18 protein-coding genes and 2 pseudogenes are annotated in these 25,560 nt (G+C 64.4%); 10 read left to right on the top strand and 10 right to left on the bottom strand.

Annotated features, from left to right (window positions below; genetic code table 11):
• Positions 1–15: 15 nt before the first annotated feature.
• The 3 genes and pseudogenes from ISF28_RS08995 to ISF28_RS08985 form a co-directional block, all read right to left on the bottom strand.
• Positions 16–3,489, bottom strand: a complete 3,474-nt coding sequence (locus ISF28_RS08995; protein WP_198116821.1) for a response regulator — start codon at positions 3,487–3,489, stop codon at positions 16–18.
• A 197-nt stretch (positions 3,490–3,686) separates the two neighbouring features.
• Positions 3,687–3,859 (bottom strand): annotated as a pseudogene (locus tag ISF28_RS08990) (ATP-binding cassette domain-containing protein); the annotation flags it as partial.
• A 76-nt stretch (positions 3,860–3,935) separates the two neighbouring features.
• The gene (locus ISF28_RS08985; protein WP_198116820.1) at positions 3,936–5,255 is read right to left on the bottom strand and encodes a glycosyltransferase; all 1,320 of its coding nucleotides are present in this window, start codon (positions 5,253–5,255) and stop codon (positions 3,936–3,938) included.
• Positions 5,256–5,592: 337 nt separating this feature from the next.
• On the opposite strand from ISF28_RS08985, the gene ISF28_RS08980 reads away from it, so the two are divergent.
• Positions 5,593–5,880: a hypothetical protein gene (locus ISF28_RS08980; RefSeq protein WP_198116819.1), complete on the top strand. Its 288-nt coding sequence runs from the start codon at positions 5,593–5,595 to the stop codon at positions 5,878–5,880.
• A pseudogene (locus ISF28_RS31160) lies at positions 5,868–6,401 on the top strand (CPBP family intramembrane glutamic endopeptidase); the annotation flags it as partial. The gene ISF28_RS08980 and the pseudogene ISF28_RS31160, both read left to right, overlap by 13 nt.
• 81 nt (positions 6,402–6,482) lie before the next feature.
• On the opposite strand, the gene ISF28_RS30425 reads toward ISF28_RS31160, so the two are convergent.
• From ISF28_RS30425 to ISF28_RS08965, 3 genes are all read right to left on the bottom strand, one after another.
• Positions 6,483–6,704, bottom strand: coding sequence for a hypothetical protein (locus ISF28_RS30425; RefSeq protein WP_229518959.1), 222 nt, complete (start codon positions 6,702–6,704; stop codon positions 6,483–6,485).
• Positions 6,705–6,882: 178 nt separating this feature from the next.
• A complete protein-coding gene (locus ISF28_RS08970) occupies positions 6,883–7,356 on the bottom strand; it encodes a cyanophycin metabolism-associated DUF1854 family protein (protein ID WP_198116817.1) in 474 nt (157 codons plus the stop codon).
• Between the two features lie 3 nt (positions 7,357–7,359).
• Positions 7,360–7,818 carry a glycosyltransferase gene (locus ISF28_RS08965; RefSeq protein ID WP_229518958.1) on the bottom strand — a complete coding sequence of 153 codons (459 nt, stop codon included), beginning with the start codon at positions 7,816–7,818 and terminating at the stop codon, positions 7,360–7,362.
• Between the two features lie 221 nt (positions 7,819–8,039).
• Between ISF28_RS08965 and ISF28_RS08960 the strand changes: the two genes are divergently transcribed.
• On the top strand, positions 8,040–8,576 hold the full coding sequence (locus tag ISF28_RS08960) for a hypothetical protein (RefSeq protein ID WP_198116816.1): 537 nt from the start codon (positions 8,040–8,042) through the stop codon (positions 8,574–8,576).
• A gap of 58 nt (positions 8,577–8,634) precedes the next feature.
• Positions 8,635–10,296 (top strand): methyl-accepting chemotaxis protein, encoded by a 1,662-nt coding sequence (locus ISF28_RS31025; protein ID WP_307727428.1) that lies wholly within the window; start codon positions 8,635–8,637, stop codon positions 10,294–10,296.
• A 41-nt stretch (positions 10,297–10,337) separates the two neighbouring features.
• On the opposite strand, the gene ISF28_RS08950 is transcribed toward ISF28_RS31025, so the two are convergent.
• Both ISF28_RS08950 and ISF28_RS08945 read right to left on the bottom strand, forming a co-directional pair.
• Positions 10,338–10,811: a cyanophycin metabolism-associated DUF1854 family protein gene (locus ISF28_RS08950; RefSeq protein WP_198116815.1), complete on the bottom strand. Its 474-nt coding sequence runs from the start codon at positions 10,809–10,811 to the stop codon at positions 10,338–10,340.
• A 3-nt stretch (positions 10,812–10,814) separates the two neighbouring features.
• Entirely contained in the window at positions 10,815–13,100 is a 2,286-nt protein-coding gene (locus ISF28_RS08945; protein WP_198116814.1) for a cyanophycin metabolism-associated ABC transporter, read from the bottom strand.
• Positions 13,101–13,439: 339 nt separating this feature from the next.
• Between ISF28_RS08945 and ISF28_RS08940 the strand changes: the two genes are divergently transcribed.
• The 4 genes from ISF28_RS08940 to ISF28_RS08925 all read left to right on the top strand — a co-directional run bounded on the left by ISF28_RS08940 (position 13,440) and on the right by ISF28_RS08925 (position 19,152).
• Positions 13,440–15,617, top strand: coding sequence for a cyanophycin synthetase (locus ISF28_RS08940; protein WP_198116813.1), 2,178 nt, complete (start codon positions 13,440–13,442; stop codon positions 15,615–15,617).
• 83 nt (positions 15,618–15,700) lie between these two features.
• Positions 15,701–18,271, top strand: a complete 2,571-nt coding sequence (cphA, locus tag ISF28_RS08935) for a cyanophycin synthetase (protein ID WP_198116812.1) — start codon at positions 15,701–15,703, stop codon at positions 18,269–18,271.
• A gap of 211 nt (positions 18,272–18,482) precedes the next feature.
• Positions 18,483–18,857: a hypothetical protein gene (locus ISF28_RS08930; protein WP_198116811.1), complete on the top strand. Its 375-nt coding sequence runs from the start codon at positions 18,483–18,485 to the stop codon at positions 18,855–18,857.
• Positions 18,858–18,936: 79 nt separating this feature from the next.
• Entirely contained in the window at positions 18,937–19,152 is a 216-nt protein-coding gene (locus tag ISF28_RS08925; protein WP_198116810.1) for a hypothetical protein, read from the top strand.
• Positions 19,153–19,205: 53 nt separating this feature from the next.
• Here ISF28_RS08925 and ISF28_RS08920 read toward each other — a convergent pair whose 3' ends face one another.
• Positions 19,206–21,161 (bottom strand): hybrid sensor histidine kinase/response regulator, encoded by a 1,956-nt coding sequence (locus ISF28_RS08920; protein WP_198116809.1) that lies wholly within the window; start codon positions 21,159–21,161, stop codon positions 19,206–19,208.
• A 14-nt stretch (positions 21,162–21,175) separates the two neighbouring features.
• Complete coding sequence (locus tag ISF28_RS08915; protein WP_198116808.1) at positions 21,176–21,808, bottom strand: response regulator; 633 nt, start codon at positions 21,806–21,808, stop codon at positions 21,176–21,178.
• A gap of 366 nt (positions 21,809–22,174) precedes the next feature.
• On the opposite strand from ISF28_RS08915, the gene ISF28_RS08910 reads away from it, so the two are divergent.
• Both ISF28_RS08910 and ISF28_RS08905 read left to right on the top strand, forming a co-directional pair.
• Entirely contained in the window at positions 22,175–23,209 is a 1,035-nt protein-coding gene (locus ISF28_RS08910) for an acyltransferase family protein (protein ID WP_198116807.1), read from the top strand.
• 193 nt (positions 23,210–23,402) lie between these two features.
• On the top strand, positions 23,403–25,553 hold the full coding sequence (locus ISF28_RS08905) for a type VI secretion system Vgr family protein (protein ID WP_198116806.1): 2,151 nt from the start codon (positions 23,403–23,405) through the stop codon (positions 25,551–25,553).
• The last annotated feature ends 7 nt before the right edge of the window (positions 25,554–25,560 follow it).

Genomic DNA, 25,560 nt, shown 5'->3' with positions numbered 1-25,560 from the left:
TATGCGGCGTCTTTTTCAAATGCGTTCCAGGGAGGGCATCCACACGCGCAGCAGCGAGTACAGCCGGGTCAGGTCGATCGGCTTGGCCAGATAGTCGTTGGCGCCGGCCGCCAGGCATTGTTCCTGGTCGTCCTTCATCGCCTTCGCCGTGATGGCGATGATGGGCAGGCGCGCGAAACGCTTGTCCTGGCGGATACGGCGCGTCGCTTCCAGCCCGTCCATGCCCGGCATCATCACGTCCATCAGCACGAGGTCGATCGCGTCCGCATGCTCGTCGAGCCTGGCGATGGCCTCGTAGCCGTTGCGGCCCACTTCGACCTTGGCGCCGCGTTGTTCCAGTGCGCTGGTCAGCGCGAACACATTGCGCACGTCGTCGTCCACGAGGAGGATCGTGCGGCCCTCGAACACGCGGTCGCGCCCGCGCACGGTCTTGAGCATCGTCTGGCGTTCCGACGACAGCTGCGACTCCACCTTGTGCAGGAACAGCGTCACCTCGTCCAGCAGGCGCTCCGGAGAACGCGCGCCCTTGATGATAATCGAGCGCGAGTATTTCAGCAGTTCCGCTTCCTCGTCGCGCGTCAGGTTGCGGCCCGTGTAGACGATGACGGGCGGGAACGAACACAGTTCTTCCAGAGACATCCGCTTGAGCAAGTCATTGCCCTGCATATCGGGCAGCTTCAAGTCGATGATCATGCAATCGAAAATCTGCGTGCGCAACAACTTCAGGGCTTCCTCGCCCGACCCGACGGCCGCGATCTCGACGTCGGCGTCGGCGATCAGTTGCACGACGCTGTCGCGCTGGCGCTCGTCGTCCTCGACGAGCAGCACGCGCTTGATGGTCTGCGCCGACTTGTCCTTCAATTTGCGGAACACCTCTTCCAGCTGTTCGCGCGTCGTCGGTTTCAACGCGTACCCGATCGCGCCCAAGTGCAGCGCCTCGCCGCCGTTCTCCTGGCTCGACACGACGTGGACGGGGATGTGGCGCGTGGCCGGATTGTCCTTGAGCTGCTGCAGCACGGACAGGCCCGAGCGATCCGGCAAGCGGATGTCGAGCAGGATCGCGTCCGGGCCGTCGTGCGCGGCCAGTTCCAGGCCTTCCTGCGCCGTCAGGGCGACGAGGCAGCGGAACTCCATGTCGTGCGCGAGGCCGTACAGGATGCGCGCGAATTCCGGTTCGTCCTCGATCACGAGCACCGTGCGCACGCCGCCGGCCGGTTCGGTACGGTCGTCGGCGAACGGCTGCGGCGTCTCCTGCGGCTGGACCGCGGCCGGCGCGGGCACGGGTTCGGGCGCGGCTACGACCGGCTGGGCCGGCGGCGACACGGGCGGCGTCGCGGCGACGGTGCCGTTGCGCGGCAGGCTGAGCGTGAACGTGCTGCCCGCGCCCGGCGTGCTCGTCAAGGTCAACGTGCCGCCCAGCAAAGCCGTCAGGTCGCGCGAGATGGACAGGCCCAGGCCCGTGCCGCCGTATTTGCGGGCGATGGAGCCGTCGGCCTGGTGGAAGGCATCGAAGATTTTTTCCTGCTGCTCGGGCGCGATGCCGATGCCGGAATCCTGCACGGTGAACTGGATCCAGCCGTCCGTATTCGCGCTGACGGTCAAGCCGACCTTGCCCTTGTCCGTGAACTTGACGGCGTTCGACAGCAGGTTCTTGAGGATCTGCTCCAGGCGCTGGCGGTCCGTGTGGATGCTGGCGGGCACGTTCGGCTCGACGTTCAGCGCGAATTCCAGGTGCTTCTGGCGCGCCAGCGGTTCGAACACGCGGGCCAGGCCCTCGATGACGCGGCGCAGCGGCAAGTCTTCCGGCACGAGCTCCAGCTTGCCGGCCTCGACCTTGGAAATATCGAGGATGTCATTGATCAGATTGAGCAGGTCGTTGCCAGCCGAATAGATCGTCTGAGCAAAGCGGACCTGCTCCTCGTTCAAATTGCCGTTGCCATTGTCCGCCAGCAGCTTGGCGAGGATCAGCGAACTGTTCAGCGGCGTCCTGAGCTCGTGCGACATGTTCGCGAGGAATTCAGACTTGTAGCGGCTGGCTCGTTCCAGTTCCAGCGCCCGATCGCGCAATTGCTCCTGGGCTTGCACCAGCGCCGTGTTCTTGTTGTCGAGGTTGGCGGCCTGCTCGGCCAGTTGTTCGTTCGTCTGCTCCAGCTCGGCCTGCTGGTTTTCCAGCGCCGATTGCGATTCTTCCAGCGCACGCGACTGTTCTTCCAGTTCCTCGTTTGCCGTGCGCAATTCTTCCTGCTGGACCTGCAGCTCTTCGTTCAGGGCCTGCTGTTCTTCCAGCGCGGCCTGCAGGCGCTGGCGGTGCAGGACGTTGGCGACGGCCGCGCCGACCGATGCGGCGATCGTTTCCATGAACTGGACGTCGCGCTCGCGCACGGCATGCAGGAAGCCGATCTCGATGACGCCCTTGATCTTGCCGAAGTTGGACACGGGGGCGATCAAGAGTTCCTGCGGCGCCGTCTCGCCCAGGGCCGAGCCCACCTTGATATAGTCCGGCGGCAGCTCGCGCAAGGTGATGACACGGTTCTCGTTGGCGGCCTGGGCGGCGAGCGATTCGTTCGGCCGCACGACGCGGCCCCGCTCCGTGTCGTCGTGCGCGAAACCGTAGGCGCCGATGCGGGTGAGCGTCCCGTCGTCGTCGCGCACGTACATCGCGGCCACGACGCCGCTCAGGTAGCGCGCCACATAGTTCAGCACGACCTCGGCCAACGGCTCCAGGCTGATGATGCCCGTCGTCTTGGCGGACAATTCCGTCTGGCCGATGCGCATCCAGGCCTGTTGGCGCAGTTGGGTGTTGTGATCTTCCTCGTGCTGCAGCACGTCGTTGTACGACTTGGATAACGCCATCAGCTCGCGCCGGCCGAACAGGGCCAGCAGCCCGGCCACGACGAGACTGAACGCGAGGAACGCGGCGACGGACCATGCGATCACGGAGCGGGACGTGGCGTTGCGCTCCTGCAGGATGCGTTGTTCTTCCTGGATGAACTCGAGGAATTCGCTCCGCACCTGTTCCGTCAGCAGCTTGCCGCGGCCGCGCTTGATGACCTGGATGATCTCGACGAAATCGCTGTTCTTGCCGCGGCGCGCGATCATCTCCTCGGCATAGCGCTGCCACTCCGCCTCCGCGGCCCGCACGCGCTCGATGCGCTCCAGCTGGGCCCGGTTGTCCTCGACGAGCCGTCCGAGATTCTTGAGCTCGGCATCGATGCGCGGCTTGGCCGTCAAGTACGGCGCCAGGAAGTCCTGGTCGCCAGACATCACGTAGCCGCGCATGCCGGCTTCCATGTCGGCCGACAGCCGGTTGACCTCGTTGGCACGGCCGATCACGTGCTCGGAATGCTCGACCCAGCTCAGGACGTTGATGAGGTAGGCGATGATGCCCACGAACACGAGCGCGCTGAGCACGCCCATGCCCAGCGGCATGGCGACGTTGCGCGACAGGATGCGGCGGAATTGCTCGCTATCGATACTCGAACCGGGCATGCTGGGTCGTTACTCTTATGAAAAAAATATCCCAAGTGTAACGCAAGCATGCAAACCGGTGCGTTCGTTTGAACGCCTGTTTTTGCCAAGTCAGCGGCGTTGCCTGGCGTTTCCTTGTGTTTGCACCGGCAATCACCGACGTTAGACAAAGGCATGGCGCGTAGGGTGGGCGCGGCCGGCGTAGGCACCCCGTGCCCACCGCCGCAGATGGGGCACGGCGCGTACACGCTCGGCAGGAACAGCAGCTCGACCATCACGAAGCCCTCGCCCGCGCAATGCTCGCAGCGGCCCTTCGCCACATTGAACGAGAAGCGGCCGGCGTGGCGGCGAACAGTTTTCTCACCTGGTCGAACGAGCCCGTGTACGTGGCGCCAGGTAAGGCAGCATCGACAGGAATTCGGACGGGATCGGCACGCCGAGCCCCTGGCCGTGGAACTGCAGTGCCGTTAGGCCAGCTCTTCAAGGGCGGCGCACATCCGGTCCACGCCCGCCACAGGCGCGAATCGTGCTGCCACTGCCCGCGTGCGCCCGGCGAGTCCCGGCGCCGCCAGCAAGGCGGCCAGCGCGCGCACGAGCCGTCTTTCGTCCAGCCGCGCCGCCGGCAGTGCGGCGCCGACGCCCAGCGCCGCCACGCGCGCGGCGTTGTCGAACTGGTCGTGCGCGAGCGGCACGACCAGCTGCGGTGTCCCCGCGTGCAGGGCTTCCGCCGTCGTGCCGATGCCGCCATGGTGGATCAGGGCCGCCGCGTGCGGCAGCAGGCGGCGCAGCGGCACGTAGTCCTGCCACAACATCGTGTCCGGCAGGTCGGCCGGTACCTGCTCGCGGTGCGGCGTGAGGAAGATCGCGCGGCGGCCCAGTTGCTGCGCCGCCGCGCGCGCATGGCGGAAGTACGCGGCGGCCTGCGTATTGCCGGTGCCATGCGTGAACACGAGCGGCGCCGCGCCGGCCTTGAGAAAAGCATCCAGTGCGGGCGCGGGCGCCGCGTCGGGGTGCGGATCGAACAGCGGAAAATCGCCGCGCACCAGCGGCCGCGGCCAGTCCGGCTGCGTGTGCGCGAACCAGTCGGGGAACAGCGTCAACGACAGGTCGGGCACGGCCGCGATCCAGTCCATCAAGGTCGCCACGGGCGGCAGGCCACGCGGGAGGCGCGCCGCGTTCACGTCCGCCAGCGCGACGGGATCGATGAAGCGCCTGCCGACCCAACGCCAGAAGGTCCGGCGCGCCGCCAGCGGCACCCACGATGGAACGCGCCACGGACCGACCAGCAGAGGATCGTGCACCGTCACCAGGTTCGCGGGCGCGAGATAGGCCGCCGCGATCTTCGCGCCCGGGTACGCGGCCCGGCACAGATCCGCCTCGGGCAGCGCAAGCGGGTGTACGAGCAGCACGCAGCGCTCGTCGTGCGGCAACGCCTCGACGAACGGAACGATGCGCGCCATCGCCGGCCGCGTCGCGCGCCAGACGACGCCGAAGCCGCGCGTGGGATGCCACAGGTCGGGATCGTGCAGCACGGCCTCGTCGGCGGGCAGGCCCGTGAACGGCAGTCCGGTCGGACGCACCCACGGACCGTGCTGCTCCGGCCCGAGAAAGCTCACGCGGTGGCCACGCGCGCGCAGCTCGAGGGCCAGCGCGAGGAAGGGGAACAGGTCGCCGGCCGAGCCGATGGTGACGACGACGTAGCGGGTGGGATCGATGGCGCCTCCTTGCTTTGCGTTGCCGCTACTGTACGCGAAAGCGTGCGGCTGGCTGGCTGGCGTGGCAAACATCGAGCCGCAATCGGTTGTCCAGAATTGCCCACGTTTCGCGTGCCGGTCGCTTACTTGGGACTTGGCACTCGGCTACCTGCTCGACTGCCAACCTGATGAATATGCAATCGATCAAGTGCGGGCGCCCGTCGAAGATTTGGAATACGCCGGTGGGATAGGACCGTGAAGAACTGGATACCGCAGTCGCCTGGAGACAGTGCAATTAAGTACGCCTTGTTTCTCATCAGAAATACAATGACCCTCATCGTATAGCCTTCAAGTGGTCGGGAGCGCATGCGTCCACAAGTTATTTCGCTGTTTTCTTTGTTCGTGTATCGATTACCGCAAGAGATGAGAAATGTCGAATATCGAAGGGCAGCATTCGCCATTGTTCCGTCGGGAAGCAACAGCGTCATCGGGGCGGCAGTGGCTCGGTACGATTCATCTGGCACAGCCATTGTCCTCGTGGCTGATTTCCGGTTTAGCCTTTGTCATTCTACTTGCATTCATTACCGAAACGGAGCGGCGGTTACGTCTTGCCCAGAATGAGGAGCACAAAGCGGTGTTAACGCAGCGTCTGCAAAGTTTGAATGCTGAAGCGAACCAACTGGCGCAAATGGAAATCCAGAGAAGATGGAACATGTAAAAAAAATCAACATTTGGCTTTTTTTGCCTGTTTTGTTCGTGGCGAAATTATGGGCTGCGATCGAAAAAGGCAATTTGGGACCGTGGAACCTAGCAATAATAGCCACGTGTTCAGTGCTGTTGTTGCTGTACGCCGAAAGGCGTACCGCTATGCGAAGTATAGTTTGGCAGGGTGTACTGTGTATTTCATATGTGGCACTTGTGCTATATATTTTGTTCGCCATTGGGCTCAGAGAAAAGGAATTATCTCTCATAAAATCCTTAATTCCTTACAATCTTTGGCCAATGTTTCTAATTGATGCGTTTGGCGCAGCTGTTTCAGAAGAAATAATTTTCAGAAAATTTCTTCTGCGATCGCTTCTAAAAAGGATGAGGCCGATATATGCCATATCTTTATCCTCACTCATCTTTTATCTTTGCCACTTCTCAATAATGGCAACAATCATAATCAGCGGAATTTTTTATGCAAGCGTCGCTCTTAGATGGAATTCGCTTTTGCTGGCAATAGGAATGCATACTATATATGATTTCCTTGGAAACATGGCACTATCTGTTGACCAAATATCTATCCCTGTCATAGAGGATCTTAGTGCGTACCACGTGTTACATGGAGCAGCTGCCCTTGCTGACTTTATAATCATTATCGGGTACTTCACAATGATCTTTGCTTTTGACATTGTCTCCGCCTGCGTAGCCAAAATAAAAACAAGGAAAAAAAATAGAAGAGATTGCGTCGCAAACTAAACGCAACAAAGGCGTTTTCTTGCGACCGACTACTGGCTTTCCACTGGGTTTCTCTGTGAAACGCGGCAACAAATCAGTCATTCGTGGCTCCTGTTTCGAATTCCACTTGTCGAGGCGTAACGGTATCGGTCTGGACACGAGCCCCGGACGTCGGCATTACGAATTGTCATCGTGGAGGATCGATGGCGGGCATAGTCGGTCTTCGCAGGTTCCTCAGAGAGGGCCTGATCAGCTTAATAGGATCCAGATCCAGTAACGCTTATAGGAACGGGTCGAGAATCTTCCTGCTGCTCTTATCGATGCCGAACATGTCGCGGATGAGGAAGTGGATGCCGTGGCTGTCCGCGATCAGGAGGGAATACGCGCCGAGCCGGCGGATGTCTTCCTCGCCTTTCAGCACGAATTCCGTGTCGCCGCGGTCCGTCGCGACGGTCCACGTGCACGGCGTGGCGAAGCTGGAGACGGCCTTGATCGACAGGATTTCCGGCATGAATTCGCGGCCGTCCAGTTCTTCCGTCACGAGCGCGCGGATGTCGGCAGGCATCGTCTCGAGGTCGTCGATCCAGCCGACTTCCTTGCCGCTGTCGCGCACGAGCGAGATGCCCTTCGAGGGCGCTTGCACAGGAATGGAACGCACCGGCGCCACGCCGACGAATTCCTCGCCCTTGCCTTTCGTCAATACCAGCTTGCCGAACGCATCCCGGCGTAGCGCGAAAGTCGTAAAAGTCGTCATCGTTCAGTCTTCCTTGCCGCCGTCGTCCGGATTCTGGTCGACGTTGCGCGCCTGCACCGCCCGGCACAGGTCCGCCTCGGGCAGCGCGAGCGGATGCGCGAGCAGCACGCAGCGCTCGTCGCGCGGCAACGCCTCGACGAACGGCACGATGCGCGCCATCGCCGGCCGTGTCGCGCGCCCGACGACGCCGAAGCCGCGCGTCGGATGCCATAGGTCGGTGTCGCGCAGCACGGCTTCGTCGGCGGGCAGGCCCGTGAACGGCAGTCCGGTCGGGCGCACCCAGGGGCCGTGCTGCCCGGGTGCGAGAAAGCTCACGCGGTGGCCCAGCGCGCGCAAGGTGAGCGCCAGCGCCAGGAAGGGAAACAGGTCGCCGGCCGAGCCGATCGTGACGACGATGTAGTGGATGGGGTCGATGCTTGCCTCCCTGGTTCGCGGGGATCTGGAAGCCTCACTTAAGCACAAGTGTGAAACCCAAGTTCACCCCGTGTAACTAAAGTTGCGACAAAGAAATTTTATTGTATGATCAATATTCCCGATAACGCAATTCGGGCGGCTTGCCGAGCATGCTCCTGACGAAGGCATGGGCTCGATGGCTGCGGCGGCTGTTCTTTGCGTTTTTCGGTCGCGCTGGTAGCGCTATCGCGTGCTGCCGAGTTCACCCCAAAAAGAAAAAGGAGTTCAACTTGAAATCTGTCCTGAAAACCGGCTTGGTCACCCTGCTTGCCTGCGCCAGCGTTTCCGCTTTCGCCGCCGATTTTCCCGCCCCGCTGCAAGCCAAAGTCGACAAGTACAAGCAAAAGCTCGTCGAATGGGCTGCCAACCCGGTCATCGTGCAGGCCGTGAAGCAGGCCAACGCCAACGGCGCCCTGGCCGGCATGACCAATGCCAAATGGCAGGACGTCGCCGACACCGACCCGGCCGTCAAGTCTTTTACCACCAGCAAGGCAGGCGTCCTGCTCAAGAAGTGGGAAGCCGACACCGGCATCAACAAGTTGGTGGTGCGCGATGAAAAAGGCAACCTGGTGGCCGCAAGCACCAAGCCGTTGCTGTTCAACAACGCCGTGCGTCCCGTCTACCTCAACGGCATCAAGGGCCAGGTCTGGGCCGCCGACAAGCTGACGCCCGACCCCACCACCCAGATCAAGGGCGTGCAAGCCTCCGCCCCGGTGCTGGACGGCAAGAAGGTGATCGGCGTGATTCACGTCGGCATCACCCAATAAGACAGTTTCCCAACCTCGGCCTCGCCGCCGACGGCGCGGCCCCTTCCTGGAGTTCCCCATGAAAGTCCTCGAGACCATGAAAGTCGGTCCGCGTCTCGCCGTCGGTTTCGGTATCGTACTGGCGTTGATGCTGGTACTGACCGGGGTGGCGATCAGCAGAATGTCCTTCATCAACACCAGCCTGAACCAGATCGTTTCCGGCGACGCCCCCAAACTGCGCCTGGTCAATGCAATGCGCGACCTGGTGCGCTATCAATCGGTGACCATACGCGACGTCGTGATGCAGGAAGACTTCGCGTTCAAGAAAAAAGAACTGACGCTGGCCCGGAAATCCCGGACCAACTACCAAGCCGCCGCCAACCAGCTCGCCGGTTTGCTCACGGACCCGGACAGCAAGGCCACCCTGGCCAAGATCTCTGCGCTGGACGCCAAAGTCAAGGCCGAAGTCGACAAGGCCATCGACCTGTCTCTCTCGGGCGACGTGACCGGGGCGGGCGACGCCATCCGCGATCACGTGCGGCCGGCCCAGGCCGAATTGATCGGCGCGCTCGAAACCCTGCTGGCACACCTGGAGGCGAGCGCCAAGGACTCGGCGCAGAAGGCCGGACGCACCTATACCCAGGCGTGGCAAGCGATGGCCGGCGTCGGCGTGCTGGCCCTGCTGGTGGGCGCGGTCGCCGCGTTCCTGATCGCGCGCAGCCTGCTCAGGCAACTCGGCGGCGAACCGACTTATGCGGCCGCGATTGCGAACAGGATCGCCGCCGGCGACCTGGCCGTGGAAGTGCGGACCGAGGCGCATGACCGCACCAGCCTGCTGTATGCCATGCGCGAGATGCGCGACAGCCTGGTGCGCATCGTGAGCGAGGTGCGCACCGGCACCGACACGATCGATTCGGCCGCCGGCGAAATTGCGGCCGGCAATCTCGAACTGTCCGCACGCACCGAGCAGCAGTCCAGCGCACTGGAGCAAACCGCTTCGTCCATGGAAGAGCTGACCTCGATCGTCAAGCAGAATGCCGACAACGCCAGCCAGGCCAACGTATTGGCCAGCTCGGCCACGGAAATCGCGCGCCGCGGCGGCGAGGTGGTCCATGAAGTGGTCCAGACCATGACCGCCATCAATGATTCGGCGCGCAAGATCGTCGACATCATCAGCGTCATCGACGGGATCGCCTTCCAGACCAACATCCTGGCACTGAACGCGGCCGTGGAAGCGGCCCGCGCCGGCGAGCAGGGCCGCGGCTTCGCCGTGGTGGCTTCCGAGGTGCGCAACCTGGCCCAGCGTGCCGGTGCCGCCGCCAAGGAAATCAAGACCCTGATCAACGATTCCGTGGACAAGGTCGACAGCGGCGCCAAGCTGGTCGACCAGGCCGGCGTCACCATGGAAGAAATCGTTGCCAGCGTCAAACGCGTCAGCAGCATCATCGGCGAGATCGCCTCCGCCAGCCAGGAACAGGCCGCCGGTATTGCCCAGGTCAACCAGGCCGTCTCCCAGATGGACGCCGTAACCCAGCAGAACGCGGCCCTGGTGGAGGAAGCCGCCGCCGCGTCCGGCGCCATGCAGGACCAGGCCGGCCACCTCTCGCAGGTGGTCAGCGTGTTCACGCTGGCCAAGACCGCACCGGTGTCCATGGTGCCGGCCATCCACACGAACGGCGTGAGCGAGCCGGCCCGCGACAGGGCCCAGGCACGCTTGTCCGACGAACGGAAAGCCGCTTGAGGGCACGCTGATCCCGTGCCCGACCGATCTCGACCGGTGGCCTACAGGAACCGGTCGAGAATCTTCCTGCTCCCCTTGTCGATGCCGAACATGTCGCGGATGAGGAAGTGGATGCCGTGGCTGTCCGCGATCAGCAGCGAATACGCGCCGAGGCGGCGGATGTCTTCCTCGCCCTTCAGCACGAATTCCGTGTCGCCGCGGTCCGTCTGCACGGTCCACGTGCACGGCGTCGCGTAGCTGGACACGCCCTTGATCGACCGGATCTCGGGCATGAATTCGCGGCCGTCGAGTTCTTCCGTCACGAGCGCGCGGATGTCGGCCGGCAGCGCGTCGAGGTCGTCGATCCACGCGACCTCCTTGCCGCCGTCGCGCACGAGCGAGATGCCCTTCGAGGGCGCCTGCACCGGAAAGGAACGCACCGGCGCCACGCCGACGAATTCCTCGCCCTCGCCATTCGTCAGGACCAGCTTGCCGAACGCATCCCGGCGTAGTGTAAAGCTCGTAAAAGTCGTCATCGTTCAATCGTCCTTGCTGCCGTCGTCCGGATCCTGGTCGACGTTGCGCGCCTGCGCTTCGTACAGGCGGAAATAGGCGCCCTCGCGCGCCATCAACTCGTCGTGGCTGCCCTCTTCGACGACCTGGCCGCGGTCGAGCACGACGAGGCGGTCGGCGCGGTGCAGGGTCGACAGGCGGTGCGCGATGGCGATCGTCGTGCGGCCCTGCACGAGGTTGTCGAGCGCCTTCTGGATTTCCTTTTCCGTTTCCGAGTCGACGGACGACGTCGCTTCGTCCATGATCAGGATCGGCGGGTCGATGAGGAGCGCGCGCGCGATCGAGATGCGCTGGCGCTCGCCGCCGGACAGGCCCTGGCCCCGCTCGCCCACCATCGAGTCGTAGCCCTGCGGCAGGCGCAGGATGAATTCGTGGGCGTGGGCGGCGCGGGCGGCGGCGATGATGTCTTCGCGCGTGGCGTCCGGCTTGCCGTAGGCGATGTTCTCGGCGATGGTGCCGAAGAACAGGAAAGGCTCCTGCAGCACGAGGCCGATGTGGCGGCGGTAATCCGCCACGGCGAAGCTGCGGACGTCGCGGCCGTCCAGCAGGATCGCGCCTTCCGCCACGTCGTAGAAGCGGCAGATCAGGTTCACGAGCGTGCTCTTGCCGGACCCGGAGTGGCCCACGAGGCCCACCATCTCGCCGGCCCGGATGTTCAGCGAGATGCCGCGGTTGACGGCGCGGTTGCCGTAGCGGAAGCCCACCTCGCGCAGCTCGATATTGCCCTCGACCTTGTCCAGCTTGACCGGATTGACGGGATCGGGAACGCTCGACACGTGGTCGAGGATGTCGAAGATGCGCTTCGCGGCCGACGCCGATTTCTGCGTGACGGATACGATGCGGCTCATCGAATCGAGGCGGACGTAGAAGCGGCCGCTGTACGCGATGAACGCGGACAGCACGCCGACGGTGATCTCCTGCCGGCTCACCTGCCAGATGCCGAAGCACCAGATGATGAGCAGGCCCAGTTCCGTCAGCAGCGAGACGGTCGGCGAGAACAGCGACCACACCTTGTTCAATTTGTCGTTGACGGCCAGGTTGTGCTTGTTCGCCTCGCGGAAGCGCGACGCCTCCCGGTGCTCCTGCGCGAACGCCTTCACGACGCGGATGCCGGGGATCGTGTCGGCCAGCACGTTCGTGACCTCGCCCCACACGCGGTCGATCTTCTCGAACCCCGTGCGCAGCCTGTCGCGCACGACGTGGATCATCCACGCGATGAACGGCAGCGGCACGAGCGTGATCAGCGCCAGCTTGAAGTTGATACTGAACAGGATCACGCCCGTCATGATGATCATCAGCACGTCGGACAGGAAGTCCAGCAAGTGCAGCGACAGGAACACGCAGATGCGGTCCGAACCGCTGCCGATGCGGCTCATGAGGTCACCCGTGCGCTTGCCTCCGAAGAATTCGAGCGACAATCTCAGCAGGTGCTCATACGTTTCGGAACGCATGTCGGCCCCCATGCGCTCCGACACGAGCGCCAGGATGTACGTGCGGCCCCAGCCCAACGCCCACGCGAGCATCGCGGAGGCGAACAGGCCGCCCATGTACTGGTAGACGAGGCGCGTGTCGATGTGCTGGCCGTTCTGGTACGGGATCAGCACGTTGTCCATCAGCGGCATCGTCAGGTAAGGCGGAATCATGTGTGCGCCGGTACTTGCCAGCATCAGCAAGAATCCGACCAGCAGCTGGCCCTTGTACGGCCTGGCAAAGCGCCACAAGCGGAACAGCGTCCAGGTCGACGGCGGGGTGTGCAGCACCTTGGTGCAGATCGGGCATTCTTCCTGGTCCGGCTCGAGCGGCGCCTTGCAACTCGGACAAGTATGTTGCTCGGGAGCTTGCACAGGGACGCCAGTGACGTAGCTTTCGACCTGGTCGTGGAACTGGTCGACGACGCGGATGGCTTGCAGGTTCTGGCCGAGCGTGAAGCGCCAGGCGGCCAGGCGGCCGTTCGCATCGACCAGTTCCAGGTGGCCGACGCCCGCGTGGTCGTAATGCCGCATGGATAAACCGGCACGGTAGGGCCAGTCGCGCCACATCGTGTCGCCGGGTGCGCGGGTGAGCAGGCGATAATTCGTGACGACGAGAATGCCCTTGGTGAAGCGTAATTTCGCATCGAGGTCAACCTCGACGCTGTTTAAAACGTTTTCCCCTGGCGCAAGCTTTTTCGCGACGTCCGCCTGCCAGTGCTCGGGCAGGAAACCGGCGCCAAGCGCCGGCGGAACGGAGGGAATGAGTTGTTGATTTGTCATTTGATGCCGCCGGTAAAGGCGAAGTTTCCGGTTCTATTCAGGATTGGGACAGCCGGAGGCTGGCAGATCTGTACGATGGAACGTTGCGGGCGGTGTTGCCGTTGACACGCGTACCTTCCGAAACGCGGGCACTTCGGCGTGTACGGTATTCTAGCGGAGGGGCCAAACTGGTAGAAATCGGTTCGGCGCGGTAAGCTTCGTGCCCGCAAGTATACAACATGTGCATTGTGGAAAGAGAGGAAGACGGGCCGCGATCCGGCGCCGCTTTTGACCAACGATGCGCAAACTTAGGCAACGCTGTGCGATGAGAGAGCGGTCATCGCATGGCTGGATATTTTCATGACAAATAAGAAAGACATTGCAATTCTTCGTGTACAGCACCTGCGTGGACCGAACATTTGGACCTACCGCCCTGTCATCGAAGCCTGGCTCGACATCGGCGAACTCGAAGAATGTCCTTCGAATAAACTTCCCGGCCTATATGAACGCCTGACCGCCTGGCTGCCGGGCCTGATCGAACACCGCTGCGGGGTCGGCGAACGGGGCGGCTTCCTGGAACGCCTGCGCGACGGCACCTGGGCCGGCCACATCCTCGAACACATCGTCCTCGAACTGCAAAACCTGGCCGGCATGAAGACCGGCTTCGGCAAGACCCGCTCCACCGCCGACCCCGGCGTCTACAAGATGGCGTTCCGCACGCGCGACGAGACCGCCGGCCGGGCCGCCCTGCACGCCGGCCACGCCCTGCTCATGGCCGCCATCAACGATACCCCGTTCGACCTCCCGGCCACGGTGGCGGAGCTGACGGAACTGGTCGACCGCTACTGCCTCGGCCCGTCGACCGGCCACATCGTCGAAGCCGCCACCGACCGCCGCATCCCCTCGCTGCGCCTGACCGACGGCAATCTCGTGCAACTGGGCCACGGCGCCGCGCAGCGCCGCATCTGGACGGCCGAGACGGACCGCACGAGCGCCATCGGCGAATCCATCGCCAGCGACAAGGACCTGACCAAAACCCTGCTCGCCTCCTGCGGCGTGCCGGTGCCGGAAGGGACCGTCGTGCGCAGCAAGGAAGCGGCATGGGAAGAAGCGCAGGACATCGGCCTGCCCGTGGCCGTCAAGCCGGTCGACGGCAACCACGGCCGCGGCGTGTCGCTGAACCTGATGACGGAGGCGGACGTGCATGCCGCCTACGCCATCGCGTCGGAAGAAGGCGAATCCAGCGCCGTCCTCGTCGAACGCTTCATTCCCGGCAACGAACACCGCGTGCTGGTCGTCGGCTCGAAGGTCGTCGCGGCCGCCAAGGGCGAATCGCTGTGGGTCGTCGGCGACGGCGCCTCCACGGTCGGCGCCCTGTGCGACAGCCAGATCAACATCGACCCGCGCCGCGGCGAATCGGAAGAATTCCCGCTGTCCCCCGTCAAGCCGCACGACAGCGACGAGATCAAGCTCGACCTGAAACGCCAGGGCCTCACGCCGGATTCGATCCCGCAGGCCGGCCAGAAAGTGCTGATCCAGCTGAACGGCAACGTGGCCGACGACGTCACGGACGACGTCCACCCGGACGTGGCATACGTCGCCGCGCTGGCCGCGCGCGTCGTGGGCCTGGACATCGCCGGCATCGACCTCGTGTGCGAAGACATCTCGCGTCCGCTCGAAGAACAGCGCGGCGCCATCATCGAAGTCAATGCCAGCCCGGGCCTGCTCGCGCACATCAAGCCCGCCAAGGGCGAACCGCGCAACGTCGGCCGCGCCATCGTCGAGCATCTGTTCGCCGAAGGTGAAACGGGCCGCATCCCGCTCGTGGGCGTCACGGGCACCACGGACGCGGCGCTGGCCGCGCGCCTCGTCGGCACCGTGCTGAACCTGTCCGGCAAGCACGTGGGCGTCGCCAACCGCGACGGCCTGTTCCTGGACGGCCGCCAGGTCACCGGGCAGGACGGCACCCGCTTCGACGCCGGCCAGCGCCTGCTGATCAACCGCACCGTGCAGGCCGCCGTGTTCGAATCGAACGCCCGCACGATCCTCGAAGAGGGCCTGCCCTACGACCGCTGCCTGGTCGGCATCGTGACGGACATGGGGAACGCGGCCGACGTGGCCGACCTGTACGTGCGCGACGACGATGCCCTGTACAACGTCGTGCGCAGCCAGGTGGACGTCGTGCTGTCCATTGGTGCGGCCGTGCTGAACGCGGCCGACGCACGGGTGGCCGCACTGGCCGACCTGTGCGACGGCGCCGTGCTGTTCTACGCGCTGGACGAAGCCAACGAGACCCTCGGGGCGCACCGCGCCGCGGGCGGCCGCGTGGCGTTCGTGCGCGGCGACCACATCGTGCTCGCGCAAGGCAACGAGGAGATGCCGCTGCTGGGCATCGACAAGGTGAAACCGGCCACGGCCGCGCAACCGGAAGCCCTGCTGGCCGCCGCGCTGGCCGGCTGGGCGCTGGACGTGCCGACGGACCTGATCTGCGCCGGTCTGCGTACCTTCGACGCGGCCGTGAAAAAGAGCAAGGCCTGAATACCGATACGTGCCCGGCACCAACCGGGCCGACGCGCGCCGGCTACCAGGAGCTCCGGCGCCGCACCCTAAAGGAAAGATCTATGGAAGTAACACGCGTACGGGCCCTGCGTGGTCCCAATCTGTGGAGCCACCACACCTCGATCGAGGCGATCGTCACCTGCGCGCCGGAGGAAGAATCGATCGGCGCCCTGTCCGGATTCGAGACGCGCCTGCGCGCCCTGTTCCCCGACATCGGCCAGCTGCAGCCGACCGGCCATGACGACACCATCCCGCTGGCCCACGTGCTGGAAGTCGCGGCCCTGGCCCTGCAGGCGCAGGCCGGCTGCCCCGTCACTTTCAGCCGCACGACCGCCACGCTGGAGCGCGGCACCTACCAGGTCGTCGTCGAATACAGCGAGGAAGACGTCGGCCGCCTGGCCATGCGCCTGGCCGAGCAGCTGTGCGACGCGGCCCGCAACGACCAGCCGTTCGACCTCGACGGCGCGCTCAAGCAGCTGCGCGACCTGGACGAGGACGTGCGCCTCGGCCCGTCGACCGGCTCCATCGTCCACGCCGCCGTCGCACGCGGCATCCCGTACCGCCGCCTGACCGAGGGCAGCCTCGTGCAGTTCGGCTGGGGCAGCCGCCAGCGCCGCATCCAGGCCGCCGAGATCGACGCCACCGGCGCCATCGCCGAATCCATCGCCCAGGACAAGGAACTGACCAAGACCCTGCTGAACGCGGCCGGCGTGCCCGTGCCGCTGGGCCGGGCCGTGAGCGACCCCGAGGACGCGTGGGCCGCCGCGCAGGACATCGGCCTGCCGGTCGTCATCAAGCCGAAGGACGGCAACCAGGGCAAGGGCGTGACCGTGAACGTGACGACGCGCGAACAGCTGGACGCGGGCTTCGCCGCCGCGGCCGAGTTCCGTGACGACGTCATGGTCGAAAAATACCTGCCGGGCCACGACTACCGCCTGCTCGTCGTCGGCAACAAGCTCGTCGCCGCCGCCCGCCGCGACCCGCCGCATGTCGTGGGCGACGGCGTGCACACGGTGCGCCAGCTGGTCGACATCGTCAACCGCGACCCGCGCCGCGGCGACGGCCACGCCACGTCGCTCACCAAGATCCGCTTCGACGACATCGCCCTCGCCTCGCTGGCCAAGCAGGGCTACGACGCCGGATCCGTGCCGCCGAAAGGCCAGCGCGTCACGCTGCGCAACAACGCCAACCTGTCGACGGGCGGCTCGGCGACGGACGTCACGGACGACGTCCATCCGGAAGTGGCGGCCCGCGCCATCGCCGCCGCGCACATGGTCGGCCTGGACATCTGCGGCGTCGACCTCGTGTGCGACAGCGTGCTGAAACCCATCGAGGAGCAAGGCGGCGGCATCGTCGAAGTGAACGCCGCGCCGGGCCTGCGCATGCACATCTCGCCGTCGTTCGGCAAGGGCCGCGCCGTCGGTGAAGCCATCATGGACACCTTGTACGCCCCGGGCGACGACGGCCGCATCCCGGTCGTCGCCGTGACGGGCACGAACGGCAAGACGACGACCGTGCGCCTGATCGCGCACCTGCTCACCAGCTCGGGCCTGCGCACCGGCATGACGAACACGGACGGCGTGTACATCCAGGGCCGGCGCATCGACAGCGGCGACTGCAGCGGCCCGCGCAGCGCGCGCAACGTGCTGCTGCATCCGGACGTCGACGCGGCCGTGTTCGAGACGGCCCGCGGCGGCATGCTGCGCGAAGGCCTCGCCTTCGACCGCTGCCAGGTCGGCGTCGTCACCAACATCGGCGCCGGCGACCACCTGGGCCTGAACTACATCACCACGCTGGAAGACCTCGCGGTCCTGAAGCGTGTGATCGTCCAGAACGTGGCCCCGGAAGGCATGGCCGTGCTGAACGCGGCCGACCCGATCGTGGCCGCCATGGCCGAGAACACGCGCGGCGACGTCACCTATTTCGCTCTGGATGCCTCGCTGCCGGTCATGCAGAAGCACCGCGCGCAGGGCCGCCGCATCGTCTACGTCGCCAACGGCCACCTCGTCGCGGCGCAGGGCAGGAAGGAAGAGCGCGTGCCGCTGGCAGACGTGCCCATCACCCGCGGCGGCGCGATCGGCTTCCAGGTCGAGAACGTGATGGCCTCGGTGGCGGCCGCCTGGGCCGTGGGCATCTCGTGGGACGCGATCCGCCTCGGCCTCAAGACCTTCGTGGGCGAAAGCGACAACGCGCCGGGCCGCTTCAACGTGTTCGACTACCGCGGCGCGACGGTCATCGCCGACTACGGCCACAACCCGGACGCGATCCAGGCGCTCGTGGGCGCCGTCGAATCGATGCCGGCCAAGCGCCGCTCGGTCGTCATCTCCGGCGCCGGCGACCGCCGCGACGACGACATCCGCGATCAGACGCGCATCCTCGGCAGGGCCTTCGACGACGTCCTGCTGTACGAAGACCAGTGCCAGCGCGGCCGCCTCGAGGGCGAAGTCGTCGCCCTGCTGCGCGAGGGTCTCGCCGGCGCGCCGCGCACGACGCACGTCGACGAGATCAAGGGCGAGTTCGTCGCCATCGACAAGGCGCTGGCGCGATTGCAGCCGGGCGACCTGACGCTGATCCTGATCGACCAGGTGGACGAGGCGCTGGCGCACATCGCCAAGCGGGTGAAGGAAGGCTAATGCCTTCCGGCTGACCTTCGCCTTGTGTGTGTCAGTCGTTCCGGAACGGGCGCCGCGTGCGCCCGTTTCGCGTTTTATTGGTGCTGCTCAGAAACACCGGACGCCGCGCACGCTACGTTAGTCAACGAACGGGCCCGAAACGGCATCTGGCATACCATGAAAGATCGTGGCCACCCGCGTGGTCATCGGCATTCAAGCGAGCGGTGCAACCATGACGACAGCCAAGGACACGCAACAACAGCCGGCCCCCGACGACGAGCCGGTTCCCGAGATGCCGTTCCGGCGCCTCCTTTACCGGTTCCTGTTCTTCGACTGGCTGTTCCACGACGTGAGCGCCGCGCGCAACCGCATCGAGCGCCACGCCGCGCGCCAGCACAACCGCAGGATGAGCCGCTACCTGCCCGTCTACCTGCGGCGCTGGTCGTTCCTGACCGCCTTCGATTTCGCGCTTGGCGTGCTGTTCGAGAAAGTCTTGCAGGCGGGGATCGTGTCGGCCTGGTTTTTTACCTGGTCGTGCGTGACCTTTACCGGCATGGTCGTCATCACGGTCGCCTGGATCATCCTGAATCATGCGCGCTTGTCCTGAGCGCTTTTTACTTGATGCAAGGTAAGTTTCTGTCGCGCAATTGCGCGACGATAGAGTCCTCAACCACAAGGAGGACGTCATGACTTACCGATGGATCGACGACCAGGGCTTGCTGAAGAAAATGCTGGGCGAACGGCGGACCGACCGCTGGACGGCCGAGAATGTGCAGGATGCATTGCGCGCGCGCGGCGTCCATGCGGCGGCAAGAGCCATGGAATACCGGCGCGTGCGGCTGGAGACGGCGCTCAGGGTGCTGGCGGTGGCGGGCAGGCGGCGGCTTGCGCGTCCGTCTTGACTGGACCGAGGCTCGATTCCCGGATCAGGACGAGGTAGACGGCGCCCGGCGCCTCAGGGCAGGCGCGGCGGGGCGCCGTCGCGGCGCGGTACGCGCACGACCAGGGTCGTCCCCCGGCCGGGCGCACTGTCGATGTCGAGTTCTCCCCCCACCATCAACACACGTTCGCGCATGCCGAGCAGGCCGAGCGACGTCCTGCGCGTCAGGCCGGGATCGAAGCCCTTGCCGTCGTCGCACACGGTCACCCGGCAGAACGCCCCTTCGCTGTCCAGCGTCACCGTCACCCGGCTGGCCCCGGCGTGGCGCGCCACGTTGGTGAGCGATTCCTGCACGATGCGGAAGATGGCCGTCGCGTTCATCTCGTCCAGGTCGACCTCGCGGTCGATCACATCCAGCACGCAGGCAATGCCGACGTGTCCCGCAAAGTCGGCGACAAGCCACTCGAGTGCCGATTGGAGGCCCATGTCGAGTGCGCCGGGGCGCAGCGACGCCGCCACGTCGCGCACGACCTGGAGATTTCGGTCGACGAGTTCGGTCATGCTTTTCGCGTGCGCGGTCAACTCGGCATCGCGTTCGCCAAACCGCACGCGCAACAGGGAAATCTTCATGCGCAATGCGGTGAGAAATTGGCCAAGCTCATCGTGCAACTCGCGCGCGATGTGCTTGCGCTCTTCTTCGCGCGCCTTGTGCTGGCGCGCCGCGAGCTCCCGCAACTGGACGCGCGATTCGCGCAGCTCCCGTTCGGCTTCCTTGATCGCGGTGATGTCGCGTCCGATGGTGAGCAGGCGCTGCACGGCGCCGTCGGCGCCGTATTCCGGCACGATGTGAAAGTGGTGGTGGACGGGCGCGGCGCCGGGCATGTGCCAGGTCATGAACTTCTCGGCCCGCACGCCGGTTGCCATGACTTGGCGCAGCATGTCCTTGTAGGCCGCTACGCTGGTGTCGCCATACCAGGGCGCCCCCGGTTCGCTCGCCAACGCGTCCTCCACCGACACGTGGAAAAACGCCGTATACGCCGGGTTTACGTACAGGCGGCGGCAATCGAGGCCATAGCGGACGATGAGGTCGGGCGAGTTTTCCGCAAGGGTGCGGAACTTGCATTCGCTCTCGCGCAGCGCCGATTCCGCCGCCTGCGACGCCGAGATATCGCGCATGAGCGTCAGGTTATAACCCTGGCCGCCGTATTCGAAATAGTTCTCGCCGAGCTCGGCGAGGAACAGGCGTCCGTCTTTCGTCCGATGCTGGAGTTCGGTCATCACATTGCCCGCGTCGCGCAAGCGGGTCCAGCGTTGACGGTAAGCGTCGCGGGACCAGCCGGAATGAAGGTCCGACGCGTGCATCGCCAGCAATTCCTCGCGCCGATACGCGGTCATCCGGCAAGCGGCGTCGTTCACGTAGAGGATCTGGCCGTCGTCATCCAGCAGGAACGCGCCATCGCTAACATGATCCAATGCAAAAATCTTGAGCGCGAGCCTGTCCTCGGCCTGCATGCGCTCCTGGATCTCCAGTGTCAGCAGGCGGTTGGCGTCGCGCAGTTCGGACGTGCGTTCCTCGACGCGGCGCTCGAGTTCCGCATACGAATGCTGGAGTTCGGCATGTTTGTCTTCCAGCGCCTTCTGCAACCGGCGCAGGCGCATATGGGTATCGACCCTGGCCAGCACCTCGTTGACCTGCAGCGGCTTGGTGACATAGTCGACGGCGCCGGCGTCGAAACCCCGCAGTTTGTATTCCGTGTCGGCCAGGGACGTCATGAAAATGATGGGGATGTCCCGCGTGTCTGGCCGCGATTTCAGACGGCGGCACACCTCGAAGCCATCCACGTCGGGCAGCATGACGTCGAGCAGGATCAGGTCCGGCCGCACCAGGTCCGTCCGCCGCAACGCCTCTTCCCCGTCCTGTGCGATCACCACGCCGTAGCCGCAATCGGCCATGCATTCGCCGACCACCTTGAGATTGGCCGTCGTATCGTCGACGATCAGGACGATGCCGTCGCGCGGCGCGGCTGCCATGGCGCGCGGCCCCGTCATTCGAGCAGGCCGTGCTCGACGCCGTACCGCACGAGGTCCGCGTTGGAGGCGAGATTCATTTTCTGCATCAGGCGCACCTTATGGGTACTCACGGTCTTGTTGCTGATGGCGAGTTCGCGCGCGATGTCGTTCACGGTTTTGCCGTGTACCAGCAACCTGAAGATATGGAATTCGCGGTCGGACAGTTGCTCGTGCGAAGGGCACGAATCGCCCTCCACCAGGCTGAATACCATGTCGTCGACGAGCAAGGGATCGATGAACCGATTGCCCGCCGCCGTCTTGCGTATCGCCGTCAACAAGACTTCGGGCTCGTTGGCCTTCGTCAGATAACCGTTCGCACCCGCGCTCAGCGCACGCCTGACGACCTGGACCTCGTTGCGCATGCTAAGCACCAGAATCGGCGTCGGGATGGCGTCCCGCCGGATGCAGGTGATCAGGTCGACGCCGCTGATGCCCGGCATGTTCATGTCCAGCAGGAGCAGATCGAAACGCTCGGCGCGCAACGTGTCCATGACCTGGTCGCCATTCGTGGCCTCGGCGGTCACCTGGATGTCGCCCCCGAGCTGCAACAGCTGCTTCAGTCCCCTTCTGACGATTGCATGGTCGTCCGCCAATAAAACTCGGATCATCAATTCCTCATCTCAACCCATCGACCACGGCCCGGCCGTTCGGTGTCCGAATGCAACGGGCGCCCTCGCGTGAACGATAACACGTCCTTAAAAATCTGCAATATAAAACCGATGGGATTTAACGAATACAGGGCATCCGCGACGGGGCGGCGTGAAATCCGCAAAAACCAGGTTGTCGCGCTCAGTCGAGCCACTCACTGCGCGGTGCGATGTTTGCTCGCCCCTTTTGCTCACGCTCCATCGCAGGCGTGACGCACCTCATCACTCCCAGGCAACACCCTGTAAAAATTCAACAACAGTTCTTAAAAAATAATCATTTCGCAGTCGTTGCCCGTCGCCCAACCGATCTATTTACTGGAACGGTGTATGAACACGTCGACAAGACAAAACAACTTCAACCTCGTCAGGCTGCTGCTGGCCTTGCTCGTCCTCCTCAGCCACGCGCCGGAAATCCTCGACGGCAACCGCAGCCGGGAGATATTGACGCGGATGTTCGGCTCGCTGTCGTTCGGCGACCTGGCGGTGGACGGCTTTTTCCTGCTCAGCGGCTATCTCATCGTGCAGAGCTGGGAATCGCAACCCCAAGCGTGGCCGTTCCTCAAGAAGCGCCTGCTGCGCATCTACCCCGGGTTCATCGTCGCCACGCTCGTCTGCGCGTTTGCCGTCGGGCCACTTGCCGCCGTGCCGAAAACATATTTCAGCGAACTGGACGTGCCGGTCCTCGTCATCAATATGCTGTTCCTCCAGAAACCTGCTGTCCCCGCCGTATTTGCCGGGCTCCACCACGACGGCATCAATAATTCGATGTGGTCGATCTCGGCCGAATTCACATGCTACTTGGGCGTGCTCGCCCTCGGCGTCACCGGCGCGCTCGGCCGGCGCAGGATCTGGCTTGCCTTGACGGTGCTGGCGTTCGCAAGCGGCGCGATGGCCAGGCTGTCGAACGTGACGATACCGGGCTTGCGCCTGGCGATGCTCTTCCTGAGCGGCGGCGCCTACTACCTGTACCGCGACAAGATCCGCATGGACAGCCGGTTCGCCCTTGCCGCCGCGGCCGCCGTCGTCCTGTGCATGTTCTCGTGGCGCGTGTCGGAATTGGCGGTGACGTCGCTGGGCGGGTATGCATTGCTGTACGCGGCCGGCAAACGGTCCCCATGGCTCATGCAATTCAACCGGCTGCCCGATGTGTCGTACGGGACCTATCTGTACGGATGGCCCATCCAGAAGCTGCTGATCTGGACCATCCCGGCGATTTCACCCTGGAGCCTGTTCGCCCTGTCGGCCCTCTGCGCGCTGCTTGCCGGCACGATCAGCTGGTATCTGGTCGAAGCGCCGGCGCTCCGCCTCAAGGGGCCGCGCATCCGGATCGCCGAAACGGCCGTCACGACCGTCGCACAGTGACCCGGCAAGTCATGCCGCCTGCCCTGCCGCTCATGCCGTCAGAGTCGTGCCCAAGGGAAATCAATCGTGAATTGCACCAATGGCCGATTTAACGAACAACAAATTTCTGTTAGCATATATATGATTTGAAACAAACATAACAACCCGTCACGACCCGCCGTGCGGAGCAAACATCAGATGCAGGAGTCGCGCTATGCCATCAGATTCGCTCGATAACCCGGCCAAGGCGCTCGAGATCGCCGCCAGCGCGGAACAAATGGTCATCGACGAGCATCCGCTGGCGGGACGGGCCGTGAGCGATTTCGCCGCCGCCGAGCCGCAATACGTGCCGCCGGCCATCGATCCCGCCGGACAGGAAGACGTCGCGGCGGGCGTGGCAGCCGCGCTGGCGACGTTCAACGACGGCAGGCGCCTGCTGCGCTTCTACTCGCCGTTACAGGGCGATAAGACGCTGCTGATCGAATCGCTGAGCGGCACCTCGGCCATGTCCGAGCCGTTCGTGTTCGACCTCGGCCTGATCTCGGAAAATGCCGCCATCGACCTGAAGGACCTGATGGGAAAGAACGTCAGCATCGGCGTGCAACTGGCCGACGGCAGCGAGCATTTCATCAACGGTTACGTGCACTCGTTCGGCGTCCGCCATGCCGACGGCGGCTTCGCGTTCTATCACGCGCAGATCGTGCCCTGGCTCAGCTACCTGAAGCAGCGCGTCAATTCGCGCATCTTCCAGGACCAGAGCGTGCTCGAGGTGCTCGACACGATCTTCCGGGGCGACTACAACGGCCTGGCCAACTACGAATTACGCATCGGCCAGACCTACCGGCCGGAAAACTACATCGTGCAGTACGACGAGACGGACGAGCACTTCGTCAGCCGGCTGATGGAAAAGTACGGCTTGTTCTACTATTTCGAGCACAAGCCGAACGGCCACGTGATGGTGATCAGCGACGATTCGCGCGTGGGCAGCTTCTGCCCGCCGCAGTCGGCCCACGCCGAGGTCGAATTCAACGGCGGCAACCGCTGGCACGACCGCGACAGCGTGACGGCGTTCGCGGCCACGCGCACCCTGCAGCCGACCAGGGTCGCGCTCAACACGTTCGACTTCAAGGCGCCCAATACGATCCCGTACGTGGAGATGCCGACCGTGACCCGGCAGGGCGACATGCCGACCATGGAAATCTATGACGGCAACCCGGCCTTTTCCTACCGGGACAAGGACGACGGCCAGGTCGAGGCGCGCCGGCGCCTGGAAGTGCTGGAGTGGCAGGCCAAGATCTTCACGGGCGCCTCGGACTGCCGCGGCCTCGTCGCCGGACACACGCTCAAGCTGCTGGACCACCACTGGTTCGATCCGGCCGGCGAGGGCGACAACGACTTCCTCGTGCTGTCGGTACAGGTCAACGCCCGCAACAATTATTTCGAACGCGGCCAGGACGACGTCTACCGCAATACCTTCACCGCGATCCGCCGCAAGATCCCCTACCGCCCGCGCCGCGCCCACCCGCCGCCGCGCATGCCCGGACCGCAGACGGCGACTGTCGTCGGCCCCAAGGGGACGGAGATCCACACGGACCGGTTCGGCCGCATCAAGGTGCAGTTCCACTGGGACCGCTACGGCCGCCGCGACGAGCGCAGCTCGTGCTGGATCCGCGTGTCGCAGCCCTGGGCCGGCCGTGGCTGGGGCACGATTTCCGTACCTCGCATCGGGCAGGAAGTAATCATCGACTACCTCGAGGGCGACCCGGACCGCCCGGTCTGCACGGGACGGTTGTTCAATGCCGACCAGCCGGTCCCGTACGGGCTGCCGGACGGCGCCCACATGATGGGGTTCAAGAGCCGCTCCACGCCGGGCGGCGGCGGCTTCAGCGAAATGGTCATCCACGACCGCAAGGGCCAGGAACTGATCAATATCCACTCGCAGAAGGATATGGTCACGACCGTGCAGAACACCCAGGCCACCGTGGTCAACGGGCCGCACCAGACCAACACGGTCAGCACCGGCTACCAGACCAACACCGTCAAGCAGTACATCGTCACGACGGCGCAGACGGGGCACATCCACGACACCGCCAAGACGAACATCGAGCTGACCGCCGAAGAGGATTACATCCACCAGACGGCCAAGACCAACATCGAACTGGTGGCGCAAACGGCCCACCTGCACCAGACCGCGAAGCAGAACATCGAGCTGACGTCGCAGACGGAGCACATCCACCTGAAGGCCAACACCGACATCACGCTGGAAGTCGGCAGCAGCAAGATCGTCCTGCAGGCCGACGGCACGATCCTGATCCAGGGCGTGAACGTCGCCGTGATGGGCGACCGGATCGACTTGAACAAGTGAACGAATG

Source organism: Massilia rhizosphaerae, from assembly GCF_016093545.1.
GTDB lineage: Bacteria > Pseudomonadota > Gammaproteobacteria > Burkholderiales > Burkholderiaceae_D > Telluria > Telluria rhizosphaerae.
This window is presented reverse-complemented; position numbering and strand designations above follow the sequence as displayed.

Excerpts from the sequence above, each read along its gene's own strand:
- ISF28_RS08980 (WP_198116819.1), top strand. The coding sequence starts at position 5,593 with ATGTCGAATATCGAAGGGCAGCATTCGCCATTGTTCCGTCGGGAAGCA.
- ISF28_RS08930 (WP_198116811.1), top strand. The coding sequence starts at position 18,483 with ATGACGACAGCCAAGGACACGCAACAACAGCCGGCCCCCGACGACGAG.
- ISF28_RS31025 (WP_307727428.1), top strand. The coding sequence starts at position 8,635 with ATGAAAGTCCTCGAGACCATGAAAGTCGGTCCGCGTCTCGCCGTCGGT.
- ISF28_RS08950 (WP_198116815.1), bottom strand. The coding sequence starts at position 10,811 with ATGACGACTTTTACGAGCTTTACACTACGCCGGGATGCGTTCGGCAAG.
- ISF28_RS08910 (WP_198116807.1), top strand. The coding sequence starts at position 22,175 with ATGAACACGTCGACAAGACAAAACAACTTCAACCTCGTCAGGCTGCTG.
- cphA (WP_198116812.1), top strand. The coding sequence starts at position 15,701 with ATGGAAGTAACACGCGTACGGGCCCTGCGTGGTCCCAATCTGTGGAGC.
- ISF28_RS08940 (WP_198116813.1), top strand. The coding sequence starts at position 13,440 with ATGACAAATAAGAAAGACATTGCAATTCTTCGTGTACAGCACCTGCGT.
- ISF28_RS08985 (WP_198116820.1), bottom strand. The coding sequence starts at position 5,255 with ATGTTTGCCACGCCAGCCAGCCAGCCGCACGCTTTCGCGTACAGTAGC.
- ISF28_RS08995 (WP_198116821.1), bottom strand. The coding sequence starts at position 3,489 with ATGCCCGGTTCGAGTATCGATAGCGAGCAATTCCGCCGCATCCTGTCG.
- ISF28_RS08905 (WP_198116806.1), top strand. The coding sequence starts at position 23,403 with ATGCCATCAGATTCGCTCGATAACCCGGCCAAGGCGCTCGAGATCGCC.
- ISF28_RS08915 (WP_198116808.1), bottom strand. The coding sequence starts at position 21,808 with ATGATCCGAGTTTTATTGGCGGACGACCATGCAATCGTCAGAAGGGGA.
- ISF28_RS08945 (WP_198116814.1), bottom strand. The coding sequence starts at position 13,100 with ATGACAAATCAACAACTCATTCCCTCCGTTCCGCCGGCGCTTGGCGCC.
- ISF28_RS08925 (WP_198116810.1), top strand. The coding sequence starts at position 18,937 with ATGACTTACCGATGGATCGACGACCAGGGCTTGCTGAAGAAAATGCTG.
- ISF28_RS08970 (WP_198116817.1), bottom strand. The coding sequence starts at position 7,356 with ATGACGACTTTTACGACTTTCGCGCTACGCCGGGATGCGTTCGGCAAG.
- ISF28_RS30425 (WP_229518959.1), bottom strand. The coding sequence starts at position 6,704 with ATGACTGATTTGTTGCCGCGTTTCACAGAGAAACCCAGTGGAAAGCCA.
- ISF28_RS08920 (WP_198116809.1), bottom strand. The coding sequence starts at position 21,161 with ATGGCAGCCGCGCCGCGCGACGGCATCGTCCTGATCGTCGACGATACG.